The sequence below is a fragment of the Oribacterium sp. NK2B42 genome (genome assembly GCF_000424445.1).
GTDB lineage: Bacteria > Bacillota > Clostridia > Lachnospirales > Lachnospiraceae > Oribacterium.
On record NZ_AUJX01000061.1, the window covers coordinates 1 to 15,745 of the forward strand.

Annotated in this window: 15 protein-coding genes; 3 read left to right on the forward strand and 12 right to left on the reverse strand. The window is 39.5% G+C overall.

Translation table 11 applies throughout. From position 1 onward, the window contains the following. Positions 1–248, forward strand: a 248-nt coding sequence (gene tnpA, locus G625_RS0113225; protein WP_029201484.1) for an IS200/IS605 family transposase, incomplete at its 5' end; no start/stop codon positions are given. Positions 249–260: 12 nt separating this feature from the next. Here tnpA and G625_RS0113230 read toward each other — a convergent pair. The 4 genes from G625_RS0113230 to G625_RS0113250 all read right to left on the reverse strand — a co-directional run bounded on the left by G625_RS0113230 (position 261) and on the right by G625_RS0113250 (position 5,908). After that, positions 261–1,463, reverse strand: a complete 1,203-nt coding sequence (locus tag G625_RS0113230) for a hypothetical protein (protein ID WP_029201485.1) — start codon at positions 1,461–1,463, stop codon at positions 261–263. 138 nt (positions 1,464–1,601) lie between these two features. Continuing rightward, on the reverse strand, positions 1,602–2,735 hold the full coding sequence (locus tag G625_RS0113235; protein WP_029201486.1) for a M20/M25/M40 family metallo-hydrolase: 1,134 nt from the start codon (positions 2,733–2,735) through the stop codon (positions 1,602–1,604). A 103-nt stretch (positions 2,736–2,838) separates the two neighbouring features. Then, on the reverse strand, positions 2,839–4,197 hold the full coding sequence (locus G625_RS0113245; RefSeq protein ID WP_029201487.1) for an ATP-binding protein: 1,359 nt from the start codon (positions 4,195–4,197) through the stop codon (positions 2,839–2,841). A gap of 493 nt (positions 4,198–4,690) precedes the next feature. After that, positions 4,691–5,908: an RNA-splicing ligase RtcB gene (locus G625_RS0113250; RefSeq protein WP_029201488.1), complete on the reverse strand. Its 1,218-nt coding sequence runs from the start codon at positions 5,906–5,908 to the stop codon at positions 4,691–4,693. A gap of 445 nt (positions 5,909–6,353) precedes the next feature. Between G625_RS0113250 and G625_RS0113260 the strand changes: the two genes are divergently transcribed. Next, on the forward strand, positions 6,354–7,340 hold the full coding sequence (locus G625_RS0113260; RefSeq protein WP_029201489.1) for a WYL domain-containing protein: 987 nt from the start codon (positions 6,354–6,356) through the stop codon (positions 7,338–7,340). Positions 7,341–7,518: 178 nt separating this feature from the next. Beyond that, positions 7,519–8,340, forward strand: coding sequence for a putative hydro-lyase (locus G625_RS0113265; RefSeq protein WP_029201490.1), 822 nt, complete (start codon positions 7,519–7,521; stop codon positions 8,338–8,340). A gap of 52 nt (positions 8,341–8,392) precedes the next feature. Here G625_RS0113265 and G625_RS0113270 read toward each other — a convergent pair whose 3' ends face one another. The 8 genes from G625_RS0113270 to G625_RS0113305 form a co-directional block, all read right to left on the reverse strand. Beyond that, complete coding sequence (locus G625_RS0113270) at positions 8,393–8,752, reverse strand: DUF1304 domain-containing protein (protein WP_029201491.1); 360 nt, start codon at positions 8,750–8,752, stop codon at positions 8,393–8,395. 64 nt (positions 8,753–8,816) lie between these two features. Beyond that, entirely contained in the window at positions 8,817–9,599 is a 783-nt protein-coding gene (locus G625_RS21500) for an EFR1 family ferrodoxin (RefSeq protein WP_029201492.1), read from the reverse strand. 137 nt (positions 9,600–9,736) lie between these two features. After that, positions 9,737–10,789: a sugar kinase gene (locus G625_RS0113280; protein WP_029201493.1), complete on the reverse strand. Its 1,053-nt coding sequence runs from the start codon at positions 10,787–10,789 to the stop codon at positions 9,737–9,739. A gap of 40 nt (positions 10,790–10,829) precedes the next feature. Then, a complete protein-coding gene (locus tag G625_RS0113285) occupies positions 10,830–11,468 on the reverse strand; it encodes a bifunctional 4-hydroxy-2-oxoglutarate aldolase/2-dehydro-3-deoxy-phosphogluconate aldolase (protein WP_029201494.1) in 639 nt (212 codons plus the stop codon). Positions 11,469–11,486: 18 nt separating this feature from the next. Beyond that, complete coding sequence (gene ilvD / locus G625_RS0113290) at positions 11,487–13,271, reverse strand: dihydroxy-acid dehydratase (protein WP_029201495.1); 1,785 nt, start codon at positions 13,269–13,271, stop codon at positions 11,487–11,489. Between the two features lie 21 nt (positions 13,272–13,292). Continuing rightward, positions 13,293–14,648, reverse strand: coding sequence for a GntP family permease (locus tag G625_RS0113295; RefSeq protein WP_029201496.1), 1,356 nt, complete (start codon positions 14,646–14,648; stop codon positions 13,293–13,295). Positions 14,649–14,884: 236 nt separating this feature from the next. Next, positions 14,885–15,463: a FadR/GntR family transcriptional regulator gene (locus G625_RS19990; RefSeq protein WP_049895905.1), complete on the reverse strand. Its 579-nt coding sequence runs from the start codon at positions 15,461–15,463 to the stop codon at positions 14,885–14,887. Between the two features lie 127 nt (positions 15,464–15,590). Continuing rightward, a partial coding sequence (locus tag G625_RS0113305) for a transposase (protein ID WP_029201497.1) occupies positions 15,591–15,745 on the reverse strand: 155 nt, incomplete at its 5' end.

Below are 15,745 nucleotides of genomic sequence, written 5' to 3' on the forward strand. Positions count from 1 at the left end.
TTAAGAAAATGGAATCCGACAAGGATCACATACATATGCTGATACAGTATAATCCTACAGACTCAATATCAAGGGTTGCATCAGTACTTAAACAGTGTAGTACATACAATACATGGCATGATCACGAAAAATGGCTCGTTAATCATTATTGGAAAGAAAGAACTCTTTGGTCTGACGGATACTTTGCATGTAGCATCGGGCAGGTCTCACAGGCAACAATTGAGCATTATATAGAGAATCAAGGTTAGTTAAAACCGACCCTAAAGGGTCGTGGCTTCAACCGAATCATTTAATGTGAATCCGATAATATCTGCTTCCAACATTTCTTTATTTAAATCATTGAGTACGGAATCGTCTTTAACTTTTCCATCAACATCTGCGTCGACATCCCGGAGTTCTGAATAGAGGTAATAGGTGACATCACCTTTCTCATCAAACTTTTCTGTAGCCTCCAGATCGATCACAAGGCTATCATCCTTTAATGAATATCTCTTTACATAATGATGTCCGCTGGCATAAATGTAATCTTCTGAGGCAGTGATGGGATTCGCAGTGCCTCCGGATCTGACATGACCACCATCTTTTATATTATTATCTTTATCGATCCAGTATACCTCTGCTATAGTAGCAGCTCTGGTACCTTTATCATCACCTTTAAATGTTCCGGGTGTCACAAGCAGCACATCTGTACCACCAATCTTTATCTCAGCATATGCCATATCAGCTGCGAGTTTATCGATAACCTGATCAAAATCCTTGCAATCACTTATATCGATATCGATCTTTTCTTCAAGTATTGTTTCATCCTCAGGCATATTTGCACCGGGCTGAGTTGAAGGATCATAGATTGCTTCAGCAACAGCCTGAAGATCAAATCCTTCAAGATCTTTTGCACTTGTAATTAATGAATAGGACGCACCATACTCGATATCATACCATGTGCATACATCAACAGATTCTTCGTCACCGACATATCTCTGATATTTAGCAGCCATTCTTCCGTCACCCCAATTGGCAAGTGTGATATCTTCCGTAGTTGTCCAATCATAGTACATACCGGAAATGTCTTCTGCCTTATCTCCTGTAACCTGCTCTCTTGCTGTAAAACTCATCCCGTCAAGGTCAAATGTCATCTGTACCATTGATCCGGGAATGACATTTTCATCATTTCCAGTTTTACAGATACTCCATTTTACATTTTCCGCACCATCCGGTGCCTTGAACAGTTTTGAGACTGTATTAATTGCCTCATCATATGTGGCATCTTGCCATGGATTGGCAAGACCGACTAAAGCATCTGCTTCTTTTGTGTATGACTCTTCCTGAACTTCTGTGTTCTCCTCAGCAACAGTTGATTCTGCCCGAGTATTTACTTCAGGCACTGGAATACTGTTATTGCCCACACAGGCAGAAAGTGATGCGACAAAAAAGGATGCAACTATCATAATGTATTTCTTTTTCATAACAAGCTCTCCTCTTTTAATTTTATAGAGAAAGTATAGCATTTTCGGCAAGTTATATGAAACAGAACAATACTGATACTTATAATATAATCTGACATACATTTAGGCACTTTAACACCTTTGGGAACTCGCTATGTCTCATGTCTGTGTCATAAGTATCTTTATCAGTTCTGTGAAATCGACTATTTCCTGAACAGTCGTGTATTCTTCAGTTGTATGTATATTATGCATGGGCCCGTATATATTAAGTCCATCTATCCCATTTTTTATCAGCGAATTTATATCACTTCCTCCAAAGGATTTCTTTGCTGCGGCAATCCTTCCCTGCTTCTCCAAAGCTCTTTTATATCTGTCTAAAGCACTTCCTGCCGCTGCTCCCGGATCTTTCCTGTATACGCTGATTCTTTCTTTTTTATCTATACAGATTTCGGCACCTGCTCTTTTAGCTTCTTCTGAAAAAATGCTTTCTACTAAATCCATTATCCTATATGCATCTTCATGGACGCCACTTCTTATCTCACCTTTTATGAGACAGTTTTCCGGAACAGCATTGGTAACGCTACCCCCTTCAATAGTTCCTATATTCAGTGTAGTGTGATCATCAGCCCATCCCTGTTTTATCCTGCTGATTGCTGATGCAGCCACTGCGATTGCATTTATTCCCTTTTCAGGCTCATAACCAGCGTGGGAAGCCTTACCCTTTATATGCACTTCAAAAGAAATAAGAGTAGGTTCACAGGATGAATATACTCCGTATTCTCCGCTGCAGTCGGGAGCAAAGGCTATCCTGGAGCGAATCCTTGAATAATCAAGAGCTGCACTTCCAAGACCGTAAACCTCTTCTGATACAGTAAACAAAAACTCTATAGGCGGATGATCCAGCCCTTCCTTCAAAACACCGGTGTATGCCTCGATAATTCCGGCTATGCCAACCCTGTCATCAGCCCCCAGAACTGTAGTGTGATCACTTATGATTGTTCCGTCATCATTTATTATGATCTTCTTATTGTTCCCCGGGGCAACAGTATCCATATGTGCACAGAAAAGGACAGGCTCAGAATCTGCATACTTTCCTCTGCCCTCTGCAAAGCCATACAGATTCCCACATTTACCTCCGATTTTGGCAGCTGTATCATCCTCACAAAGCTGTACCCCCAGCTTTTGGAACTCCGTAATAAGATAATCAGCGACCAGTCTCTCGTTAAATGATTCGCCGTCGATCAATGCAAGCTCTATGAATCTGTCTATTACACTTTTTTCATTCACTCTCATAATTCATTCTCTCCAGCTCTTATTTCTTTTGATATTATCTGAACAGAAAAACCATTTCCCGATACACCCGGTTCTGTTAGGATCTGAATTATCTCATTCTTTGTTACAAACAAAATGTCATATACGCCGGTATGCACACTATATTACCTTTTATAATCAAATTCCTCGGATGAATAATATAACTATCCCCAATTCTTGATTTATATTTTTCACTAAACCTATTTAATGAAGTTGTAGTATATTTTTTACCCGACTTAACTTCTATAGGATACATCTTATATTTCAACTTACTGTTATTGGAAATAATGAAATCAATTTCTATATCATTACGATGCTTTTCTGTAGAGTAATGAGTATAAAAATACAGTTTGTGTCCGTTCGCCACTAGCATCTGTGCTATTACGTTCTCATATAACATTCCCTCATTAACAGAAAGTTTGTCATTAAGTATCTGTGAATACACCTCACTCTCCAGCAATTCATTCTCATCAAAAGCGTGGCTGAGCAAAAGCCCAGTATCACCCATATAACATTTTACGTAAGTTCGTTCCTCGTTTATTGAAAGTCCGACATTCGGATCATTACACAAGAAGCACTCGTTTGAGATCATAGAATCAGACAGCCAAAAGAATGTATCGCTGTATTGATCCGCATAACTGCCTTCTTGTATATCTTTGAACACCACACGTTTCTCATGTTGTGACAACAAACCGGGAATCTGATCAAATATTGCCAGAACTTTACTACGATACTGAGCTTTTATCTTCATGATATCATTACGATACAATTTCAAGATATCTCGTTTTTCAACATCCACCAAATTGAAGTTTTTCTCATTCTCGATGTAAAGAATAACCGGCTTTGGCATACCACCTACTAGCATATACTGCTTAAAAAGCATCATTGCCTTGTTATGCATCCCTCTTTCTAAAGGTTCTCTCTTTTCAAAACAGCTCATTATATAGTTTATTAGTTGTTCTTCTTCAAGTGCCCATGCAAATTCCTCAAAATCAAGAGGATACATTGTAATACTTCTCTCCTCTGAGGGAATTACAATATCCTTTACATTTTCCTTGATTGATATCAACGATCCAGTTTCTATATAATCGTATCTTCCATCTGCAACAAGATACTTTATTGCTGCTCTGGCCTGCGGAAACATCTGTACTTCATCAAAAATCAGTACAGATTTTCTGGGAACAAGGTTGACACCATAATACGTGCTAAGCAGCATGAATAAATCATCCAGCTTATTAAGATATTGATTAAAATACTCTTCTACAATCTTATCCTTTTTCGCAAAATCTATAAGGATATATGATTCATATTCCTGCTTGGCAAATTCTTCAACAATCGTAGACTTACCAATACGTCTGGCGCCCTCCACCATTACCGCTTTTGTTCCTTGACATTCATTTTTCCATTTCAACAATTTGCTGTAGATTTTTCTTTTTAATATCATGGTAGTCTCCTTGATAGCCACAATTATGTTTTCCATCATGTCATTATGACTATGCGCACATTTTAAAGTCATCCATTTTTTGATTATGCGCATATTTTATCACTTTTTTGACTATGCGCAAATATAATTTACTTACGTTTTTTGATTATGCGCATATTTCCACTATTTAAACCGAAATTTACAGTTAGAGATATGTATTCTCCACTATCATTTGATAAGGGTATTTGTACAAATGAGATCAGCCAATATGTTGTATCATGAGCTTCCTATTTTAAAAAGTTGAGTGTTTAAACGGTTGTTTTAGTAAATTTACGGATTATTTAAAAAAATATCCTTGGTTACCTGATACAGCTACGTTTTTACTACATACTCTTTTCTGAATCTGATAAATATCAAATTTGATAATCACTGTCTCTTCAAAAATCGTAAATCGACTCAACTGTTTAAACAAAAAATATCCAGGTCACACCCTATAGATTTGACCTGGATATTCTTAATTTGCTGCCTTAAAATTATAAATCGGTTTCATTACCTCTATCACATCAACTGACTCTTTTATCACATCAATTATGTCATCAAGAGATTTATAAGCCATCGGTGCCTCGTCAAGGGTAGCCTCACAAACAGAAGTAGTATAAATACCTTTCATGGACTCTCTGTACTCATCCATTGAAAGATTGTACTTAGCCTTGCTTCTGGACATTATCCTTCCGGCGCCATGCGGTGCCGAATAATTCCACTCGGGATTTCCTTTTCCTATGGCAAGAACAGAACCATCCCTCATATTAATTGGGATAAGGACTTTCTCCCCCTTATGTGCGGCAATTGCTCCTTTTCTTAAAATCATCTCATCAGTATTTATATAGTTATGGATGGTATGGAATGCCTCACCGTATGATAGTCCGGTCTTCTCTAAAAGGATCTCCGCCATCTTTTCACGGTTTCTCTTTGCAAAACGCTGGCAAATCTCAACATCATGGAGATAATCGTCGAGATATCTGCCTGTAAGATAGCAGAGGTCTTCAGGCATTGTCATTGGCCCCTCATTATATTTCTTATCATATAGTTCCTTAAGAGCCTTCTGAATCTCTTTGCGTCTTCCCTGCTCCTTGTAAGTTCTTATGATCTCCTCTCTTGCTTCAAGATACTCTCCTATCCCTTTGTCGAGATCCACAGCAAGTGTCTGATATATCTCAGCCACCTGCTTGCCGAGATTCCTTGATCCGGAATGGATGACAAGATAATTTGTACCGTCTGTTGCCCTGTCGATCTCTATAAAATGGTTTCCTCCGCCAAGAGTCCCAAGGGATCTCTCAAGACGCCTTGAATTCTTGAGTTCCCTGTAGCATCTTAGTTCCGTAAGATCAAACCTCTCGATTCTTCCTTCCCAGACGTCCATTCCGGAAGGTATTGAAAAAGCAGCCATATCAAACTTCTCAAGGTCGATATCCTTTTTCCCGAGGTTAACGGTGTACATCCCGCACCCAATGTCTACCCCGACCACATTTGGTACTGCTTTGTCTTTTATTGTCATTGTGGTACCGATAGTACATCCTTTACCTGAATGTACGTCAGGCATAATCCTGATTTTTGAGCCTTCGGTCATTGGAAAATCACACATTCTTTTTATCTGCTCTATTGCCTCGTCTTCTACAACCTTCGCATAGCAGAGCGCTGTATTGACTTTTCCTTTTATCTCTATTGCTTTCATATCTGTTCCTTTCACTAAAAACAAGATGCCCCGGCAGTTACCGGTTTTCAATGAGTTAAAGTCATTTTAAAATTTGCTGTTGGCATCTTAAACTGAACGAGATACCTTTCCCTTTGGGTATAATCTTTAACCGATCATAATCTTCTGTAAAAGAAACTCATCAATTGCTGTAAGTATCTCTATAAAATTGTACAAGACACGGTACGCCTTTCGGCCGGAGTGGGAGTCGAACCCACGGTCTCCGGATTAATCTTCCGGTGCTTAACCACTTAGCTATCCTGTAAATTGCTGTATGTGTCTTTCGTTTGTGATTTAATCATAATCCAATAAATAGGTGATAAAAAGATGCAGATTGATAATTATTTACAGCCCCATTTTAATATGGTATATGTTGTTTATTAGATATAATATAGATATTATACAACCCCAAATAAGAGAGGTTATTATGACTGAGAAATATAAAATCTATCTTTCCGAGGATACCAGGGCAAGGCTCATAAATGATGCGGAACTGTTTGAATTCCAGAAAAAGGATGGTTCGGTAAATCTGAATGCCTTTCTTAAAACGATGATAATAAACTATTTCGATCAATATAGATTCGACAGTGAACGTCTCCTCATAAACATCACAAATGACCTTAAGAGTATGACATCAATAGATGACAAGAATGCAGTGTTTATCGCTGAAAAGATCATAAGTACCTATGTGAAACCCGATGACAAACATAGCAGTAAAAACATTGCCTTAAGCCTTACTGTCAGTGGATCCTCTTATGGAATAATCAGGATCATAGAAAACAACCTGCTTAAGGATATCTCCCTTTCCCAGTATTTCAAGGACATGTTCAATTCCTATCTGTCGATTCCGAGAAGCGAAAGGGAAGCCATTATATTTAAAGACACCTATGAAGATATAAATAAAGCACTTAAAGAACACCGGGTAATGTCATTCACCAACACTACCTCCGGAGAGGAACAGTCTTATTTTGTTGAGCCCTATGTCATAGCCCCATCAAAAGAGGAACAGTGCAACTACCTTCTGTGTATGGACAGGAGTATCCAAAAGCCGAGAACATTCAGGGTATCAAGGTTAAGGAGTGTTTTTGTAACATCAGACAAGTTCCCTGTTGATGACGGTATTTTAAAAGAACTGCGGGAGAAAGCTGTAAGGAGTCCCCATTCAGTATCACCTAACATACATGCGGTTGTAAGAATGACCGAATATGGAGTTAAGAAGTTCAAAGTAGTGACAAAAAACAGACCGATTGTTACAAATATAGAAGGTGACCTGTATCATTTCGACTGGCCTGAGCTGCAGCTGGAAGAGTACTTCAAGCGATTTGGCCGGGATGCCCTAGTGCTGGAGCCGGAATCATTAAAAGAACGTATTAGAAAATACTATTACTACGGATTAAGGGAATACAGTAAATAAGACTCAGGAACTTGCTTAATTCTTTTTCATTCTTGTCCTTTATGTTCTCTCCCATATCAATAGTTTCTTAATAGCATAATAAAATAGAATATTAAATTCGGAACAGATTCGTTGTATTTTGACTGTCTATTCCTATAATGAAATTATAATACTATAACTAAGATGAGGAGGACGTTTTATGAATGCAAATGATTTTACTAACACAAGACCGGAAGAAGCCTGGAAACTGATTCGTGAAGGAACCATAGATTTTCCAACTGCGGGTATGTGCGCAGGTTATGCTCAGGCTAATCTCGTTATTCTTCCCAAACAGTATGCTGACGACTTTAAGATATTTGCATCTAAGAATCCGAAGCCTTGTCCTATACTTGAGGTCGTGGAAGGAACTCCTGATGTTCATGATATGGGTGAAGGTGCCATTATTACCAGTGATGTACCGAAATATCGTATCTGGAAAAATGGTGAACTGATAGATACCGTCACGGATGTTACTTCATACTGGAAAGAAGATTCTGTAGCATTTTTGATCGGATGTAGTTTTTCTTTCGAGGAAGCCCTTATAAAAAACGGTGTTGAGGTTCGTCATATATCACTCGGTTGCAATGTTCCAATGTACAAAACAAATATCCAGTGTGAACCAGCCGGAGTTTTCAATGGCCCGATGGTTGTCAGCATGCGTCCTATGACTCCGGATGATGCTGAGACTGCTAAACGTATTACTGATGCTTATCCAAACGTTCATGGAGGGCCAATCCAGATCGGTGAACCGGAAGCAATCGGAATCAAGGACATCATGCATCCTGAATATGGTGATGCTGTTCCTTTCAAAGAAGGTGAGATTCCTGTATTCTGGGCATGCGGTGTTACTCCTCAGGCAGCAATTGAAAATGCAAAACTGCCACTGGTAATCACACATGCCCCTGGGCATATGTTTATAACCAATGTCCTGAATAAAGATTTAAACGAATATTTAGAAGCAAAAAAACGAAATCTTAATTAATAAAGAACAGCCGATGATGTGTGGATTCATTCTACATATCACCGGATGTTTCTTATAGTACAAGACAGGAGATCAATGTAATTATTGCAAGCCCACCCTGCTTAAGTATTATTTTAGGATTACTGGTCAAACTGCCATAAGCAGCGACAAGAATGATGTACCCCATCAAATATATTACTGCTATCTTACTGTTATGAATAAATACAGCTGCAAGGATGAGTACAGTAATTAACCCGTTGTATACTCCCTGATTTTTAAATAAGACATTAACTGAAGGTCTTTTTAGCTCTTCTTTTGACATACCGAAAACTCTTGATGTTGTATCAGATGCTGTTGCAAAGGTCTCTAGATAAAGAATATAGAAAAACTCAAGTGCTACCATTGTTGAGAGTATTTTTGTGATTATAGACATTCCATCCTCCTAATATAAAAGGCATCCCATTTTTAATGAGCCGAATTGGGCAAGAAAACACCTATCAAATATCTACATGTATGATATCTTCCATAAGATCTTCTGCCTTTACCTTTGGATTATGATAATGCTCTCGTCTGTCTGTTATCCTGCCAATGGAAATTGCATTCTTCGGACAATATTGAAGACATCCCAGACACTGGGCACAGTTAGTTCCGAATCTGGGCTTTCCATTTTCCATCGTTATATTCTGCCTAGGACACAGTTTTACGCACTGCCCGCATTTAATACATTTATCACTTACAGAAAATGCCTTGATCTTTATATTTGCAATAACAGGCCAGATTTTGTTTTCAATAACGTTTAGAGGATTTCTGAATGGTCTCTTGGATGTTTTCTCATTCATGATATCCTTAGCAATTTGAGCTGCCCTGCCTTCGCTTCTTTCCTGTGCTTTTTCTTTATTTAGTAATGGAACCATGACATTATGCGGAAACAGCCAAACACAGCTACAATGGTGCGTTACTACGCTCCAATATCTAAGTGGTATTATATTGTTTAATTCTGACAGACCGGTCCCCTTATATACTGCCGGCTGGCATATCCCGAACGTATAAGCATCAGGATTCACTTTTACAGCCTTAACATATTTCAACACATCTTCCGGGGCTCCGCCACCATAGCAAGGAAAAACAAACCCTATCTTTTTGGCTTCAGAAACATCTGAAACCTTCGGCTTTGAACGCATCATTATGATATCCGCACCACCGATTCCCTTTGCTATATTCTTTGCAAGGTTTAAACAGTTCCCTGTTCCCGAATAACAGAATATTACGTTTTCGTGCATAGCAGACCCCTTCTTAAATAGTGCATTTTATCACTTGTACTTAGTCTCTTTGATTATACTAAAAAGACCCTTAAAGAGTAATCATGAGTATAAATACTCAATCACTCCTGAAGAGTCTGATCAGTTATAGTAGTTTCCTACCTTTTTATATCGAAGCTCATATTCATCACATTTTTAATTGAATCAACGTCATCCGTAATATTTGCATCTCCCCTAATGGTATGCTTTATCGCACTACTGGCTACTGCAAAATTTACTGTATCCATCGGATCATAATCATTCATCATTGCGTAAATCAGGCCTGAAGCAAAAGCATCTCCTCCACCTACTCTATCCAATATATTGAATGTGAACATTTTGCTCTCATATGTTTTACCATCATGCCATAAGTATGCCTTTAAACTGTTTTCGCTTCCGTTGTGAGCATATCGAACATGACGTGCTATACATTTTATATTTGGATATTGAGCTGCGAACCGTGAAAATATCTCATCCTCCTGTTCATAACTCAAATGGAGCGGGACGCCATCCTTTATATCTCCCCTTTGAGGATCTTCAGGATCTTTATACAAATGATAAGGTTCAATACCTATTAGCACATTTATGTAAGGCAAGCATTGTGTGCAAAAATCTCTTGCCTCTTCCCATGACCATAATGTGCTTCTGAAGTTCCCATCAAAGCTCACGGTTATCCCAAGCTCTTTTGCCATCTTTAGAGCAGACATTATAAACTCCCTGCAGTTTGATGCAAGAGCCGGTGTGATTCCGCTTAGGTGCAGCCAGGTATATCCGGATAGTAAAGATTTCATATCCACCTTTGTAAAATCATACTCAGTAATTGCGCTATGTTTTCTGTCATATATCACCTTGCTTGGACGGATACCATATCCGTTTTCAAGATAATAACTTCCCAATTTGTGTGTCGGGGTTTCTTCAGGCGTAGAGAAAATGACCGATTCACAATGAACATCATTAGAACGAAGCATTCTAATCGCGCTTTTCCCAACACTATTATTAGGTACTATCGTAAAAAAAGTGGCATCTATACCAAGATTTGCAAGAGCTAATGCTATATTTGCTTCCGCTCCACCATAACTTGCTTCAAATGTCTGTGTCATCCTGATCTCTTCATAATTTGGCGGGGTGAGACGAAGCATTATTTCGCCCATTGTGATAAATCTATGTTCCATTAATTATCTCCTTATGGTCCTTCTGATCCCGTCATTTTGATTATTCCCGGATGCTTTTTGCCAATTCCACGGCCTCCTTAGTCAATCTGGTGATTTTATCAAATTCACCAGATTTGATAAGATCGCCCTTAACCATCCAGCTTCCTCCACAGCAGATAACCTTGTCACAACTAAGATAATCATTAAGATTATTCATGCCCACTCCGCCTGTAGGCATAAATCTAAGCATGGTATATGGAGCTGCTAACGCTTTGATGGTCTGTAATCCTCCGAACTGCTCAGCCGGAAAGAATTTAACAACCTTCAAACCTCTCTTTACAGCCTGTGCTGCCTCTGAAGGTGTCACGATTCCCGGTAAAACAGGTATATTTTTATCAATACAGTAGTCTACGATTTCCGGATCAAACCCCGGGCTTACAATAAACTTTGCACCTGCAGCAACTGCTTTATCTACCTGATCAGTTGTAATAACTGTTCCTGCTCCGACCAGCATTTCTTTATGCTTATCTGTCATGATACGGATAGACTCTTCTGCCGCATCTGTTCTGAAGGTAACCTCAGCACAGGAAATACCGCCTTCCACTAATGCATCTGCCAGTTTTTCAGCATCTTTTGCATCATCAAGCACCACCACAGGTACAACAAGCATTTTTTCTAATTTTTCAATTATTGTGTTCATATAACTCAGCCTTTCTGACTATTCCAAATAAGCACCCTTCATCGAACTTACCGCATGTTGTGCAAAAAGTTTTAAAAGGCCTTTATTATATTTACCCTCAAATCCTTTCCATTTGGTCTTTCTTTCAGCTAAGACAGCATCAACTTCTTCCGGAGTTTTCTTTTCCCCGCGAATGCCGATGATGGATATGTTTCTGTTCTCTACATCAAGCTCTATAAGGTCACCCTCTTCAACAAATGCGATCGGACCGCCTACAGCAGCTTCCGGAGATACATGTCCTATAACAGGTCCTCTTGACGCACCTGAAAATCTTCCGTCTGTAATTAGCGCAACACTTGATGCAAGCTTAGGATCTGCACAGATAGCTTCTCCTGTATAGAACATCTCCGGCATTCCGCTGCCTCTGGGACCTTCATATCTAATAAAAATTGCATCACCGGGCTTCACTTCACCATGAAGCACAGCATCAATGCATTCTTCCTCACTATCATAAGGTTTTGCCGTAAGAACTGCTTTTAACATATTCTTTGGACATGCGGTATGCTTGATAACGCATCCTTCAGGGGCAAGATTTCCCTTCAGGACGGCGATGCTTCCGTCTGTTCCTTTTGCATTATCAAAGGAATGTATGATTTCTTCTCTGTCGATTTTTCGTTTAAAGAATCTGGTTTTCTCACGAAGTATTTCATCGCAGTGTTCATAAAAACCATTCTTCTTAAGCTCTTCCAAATTTTCCCCAAGAGTTTTTCCTGTAACAGTCATTACGTCGAGATGAAGCATACTCTTTATTTCCTCCATCACACGTGGAACTCCGCCGGCATAATAGAAATACTGTGCCGGCCAGTCACCGGATGGACGAATATTTAATAAATAATGAGCTCCCCTATGTAAACGGTCGAATGTTTCTGCATCGATCTCGAATCCAAATTCATGCGCTATAGCCGGAATATGCATAGTCGCATTTGTGGAACCTGAAATTGCAGCATGTACCATGATAGCATTTTCAAAGCTCTCTTTCGTTACTATATCTGATGCCCTTATTCCTTTAGATATCAGATACATCATCTGCTTTCCTGCATTATAGGCAGCTTCCTTTAACTCCGGAGCCGTAGATGGCATTAATGCAGTTCCCGGAAGCATAAGACCGAGTGCTTCTGCCATGACCTGCATTGTTGAAGCAGTTCCCATAAACGAACAGGCTCCACAGCTTGGGCACGCATGCTGTTTATAGTAATCCAGCTGCTCGTTTGATATGACACCTGTCTTCTCCCATGCATCGAACTTTCCTATCTGTTCAAGTGTCAGGAGCTTATTTATCTTGCAGGCAGGATCATCAACTACATATTTTTCAGGCAGTACATGAGACTCCATTACTCCGCCGGTTACTACTATCGCACTCATGTCTTTCAGTCGACCAATGCTCATTAACATGGCAGGCATGGATTTATCACAGCTGGCAATAAATACACCACCGTCAAAAACAGTAGCATTAGCCTGTGCTTCAATAAGATTTACCATGGCTTCACGATGTGCAAGAGAATAATTTATCCCATCATGTCCTTGTGCAATACCGTCACACATATCTGTAGTGAAATATCTTGCAGCTTTTCCGCCATTTTCATTTACTGCCTTTACTGCCTCATCCACAAATATATTTAAATGTGCTGATCCGGGATGGCTGTCTCCAAATGAACTTTCAACCATGATCTGAGGTTTAGATAAATCACTGACCTTCCATCCCATTCCCATTCTGAGTGGATCCATCTCAGGGGCAAGTTTTCTTACTTCTTCACTTCTAAGCATATTGATCTCCCGAATCTATTTTTATACAAAACATGAAATAATAAATGCAACTATAAATCCTGTAACGCCGACAAGTGTCTCCATGACAGTCCATGTCTTCAGATTTGTCTTTTCATCTACTCCGACCAACGATTTCACCAGCCAGAATCCCGAATCATTAAAATGTGAACATACTGTTGAACCGCCTGCAACTGCAGCAACAGTACATGCAAGATAAAGCGGTGATAATTCAGCAATTCCCGGCATAGCAGCAATGATTCCTGCCGCCATAGTCATGGCAACCGTTGCAGAGCCGACACATATTCTTACAAGTGCAGCGACGATAAACGCAACAACTACTATAGGCATATCCACTGATGCAACAGCATTACCGATTAGATCACCAAGTCCTGAATACTGAAGTATGTATCTGAGAACACCACCACAGGCAGTGACTAAAAGGATTAATCCGGTTGGTTCAAGAGATTTTGTCATTATCTTCTCTAATTCTTCCAGGCTATATCCCTGCTTTTTTCCAAGGATAAACATTGCTACGATTGTTGAAATAAGAAGTGCTACAAATGGCTCTCCCAAAAATGTTAATGCGGGAGCGATAGGAGCCATTGCAGGAATTACTCCTGCAAGTGATTTAAGAATGATAAGAACTAATGGTATAAGAACTATAAGTACGATGGTACCAAATTTTGGAAGCTTTGCTTCATCAAAATCTTCCTGATTTGCTACATGCTCAGGTACAGGGATCATATACTTCTTTCCACAGATAGATCCCCAAACCGGTCCGGCTACTATCATAGCAACTGTTCCGCTCGCAATACCGATCAGGATAACCCATCCAAGATCAACGCCAAGCATTGTAGCCACAAGCACCGGTCCCGGTGTTGGTGGAATAAATGCATGTCCTACTGCAAAACCGGCTAAAAGAGGGATTGCATAAAACAAAGTTGAACGCTTTGTTCGTTTTGCCAATGAGAAAGCTAACGGAATCAAAATGATAAGTCCTGCGTCAAAAAATACCGGCATTGCTATAACAAGACCTGTTAATCCAAGCGCCCAAGCGGCTTTCTCATCTCCAAACTTTTTAACCATGGTTACAGCCAGTGCCTGTGCTCCGCCGGAAGCTTCAAGTATAGCTCCAAACATAGAACCAAGTCCTACCAGTAACGCAATACCTTTTAAAGTATTACTGATTCCATCATTTACAGCTGAAACAATGTTTGTTAGCGGCATACCCGCCACAATTCCAATTGTTATGGCTCCGATAAGTATCGAAAGCATTGCGTGAATTTTAAATTTAATAATAAGAATCAACAAAAGCGCCAATCCGACTAATGCCGCTATTACCAAGCGAGCAGGATCCAGCATAACTGCTTCATTCATTTTTAATCCTCCAAATAATTACATCCTGTTACATTCCCGAATAAATACATCTGACGTCTTTCGTATCTGATAACAGTATATCTACTCTGTTTTTACTCAACAAGTTGTTTCGAATCTACATCTATTTTTTACATTATGTACAAAAAAGCTAGTCAAACCGCTGTGGCAAGACTAGCTTTTAGTGCATATTGTTCAATTTCTGCAATTATTTGTATTTCTACTTGTCTGACATCTTTCTACTTGTTCTTTGATATTTCAAGCAGTTTCTGACGATTATAGGTAAGATGCATTATCATTGCACATTTTGCACCCATACTATCTCCCCTCATGATCGCATCTGTAATTTCTCTATGCGTCTCTATTGTTTCTTTCTGCAATTTTCTGTTTGTCAGATTTGCAAAAGTTGTGACAGCGGTAAGAATAACCGGAATCAGAACTTCAACAACCTGATTGCCACTGCATTTTGCGATTGCTTCGTGAAATTCCATATCCTTTTTTATATGGTTCTTCCCTTCCATATACAATCGTTCTACTTCATCACACAGATTCTTAATCCGCTCCTTATCTTCTTCGGTAGCATTTTTACAGGCCACAGCCGCAACCTCCGGCTCCAGCAGAATCCTGACATCAAACAGTTCCATTGCAAGTCTGTATTTATCCTCAAACTGAGATAACCCCAATGGATCGTTAACAACCATTTCCGTGCTTTTTATAAATGTTCCGGCGCCTCTTTTTACTTCCAAAATCCCTTTGCTCACAAGACTTTTTGCAGCTTCCCGGATAGTACTTCTACCAACGCCGAATTTTTCCGCCAAAGTCAGTACCACCAGCCCTGCTGGTGGTTTGAGTTAACCCCTTCCGGGGCAAGTGTTGTGATTCCGCCTAAAGGCGGTCTAGCAAACCATTCTGATGTTACTGGTTACCACTTAAAAGTGGTTCTCATTATCCTTCCGCACGATCTGCTTTAGTTTGATCTTCTATATATTTTTTTATTGTAGCTTCATTAACATTTCCTACCGTTTCGCAGTAATAACCTCTTGCCCAAAAATGTCGATTATTTCTTTCCCGAAATTCCGGGTGCCTATCGAAGATCATCA

What these genes read in the sequence shown, in the direction of transcription:
- G625_RS0113280 (WP_029201493.1), bottom strand. Translation starts at nt 10,789, where the DNA reads ATGGAACATAGATTTATCACAATGGGCGAAATAATGCTTCGTCTCACC.
- G625_RS0113230 (WP_029201485.1), bottom strand. Translation starts at nt 1,463, where the DNA reads ATGAAAAAGAAATACATTATGATAGTTGCATCCTTTTTTGTCGCATCA.
- G625_RS0113235 (WP_029201486.1), bottom strand. Translation starts at nt 2,735, where the DNA reads ATGAGAGTGAATGAAAAAAGTGTAATAGACAGATTCATAGAGCTTGCA.
- ilvD (WP_029201495.1), bottom strand. Translation starts at nt 13,271, where the DNA reads ATGCTTAGAAGTGAAGAAGTAAGAAAACTTGCCCCTGAGATGGATCCA.
- G625_RS0113295 (WP_029201496.1), bottom strand. Translation starts at nt 14,648, where the DNA reads ATGAATGAAGCAGTTATGCTGGATCCTGCTCGCTTGGTAATAGCGGCA.
- G625_RS0113260 (WP_029201489.1), top strand. Translation starts at nt 6,354, where the DNA reads ATGACTGAGAAATATAAAATCTATCTTTCCGAGGATACCAGGGCAAGG.
- G625_RS0113250 (WP_029201488.1), bottom strand. Translation starts at nt 5,908, where the DNA reads ATGAAAGCAATAGAGATAAAAGGAAAAGTCAATACAGCGCTCTGCTAT.
- G625_RS21500 (WP_029201492.1), bottom strand. Translation starts at nt 9,599, where the DNA reads ATGCACGAAAACGTAATATTCTGTTATTCGGGAACAGGGAACTGTTTA.
- G625_RS0113270 (WP_029201491.1), bottom strand. Translation starts at nt 8,752, where the DNA reads ATGTCTATAATCACAAAAATACTCTCAACAATGGTAGCACTTGAGTTT.
- G625_RS0113265 (WP_029201490.1), top strand. Translation starts at nt 7,519, where the DNA reads ATGAATGCAAATGATTTTACTAACACAAGACCGGAAGAAGCCTGGAAA.
- G625_RS0113245 (WP_029201487.1), bottom strand. Translation starts at nt 4,197, where the DNA reads ATGATATTAAAAAGAAAAATCTACAGCAAATTGTTGAAATGGAAAAAT.
- G625_RS0113285 (WP_029201494.1), bottom strand. Translation starts at nt 11,468, where the DNA reads ATGAACACAATAATTGAAAAATTAGAAAAAATGCTTGTTGTACCTGTG.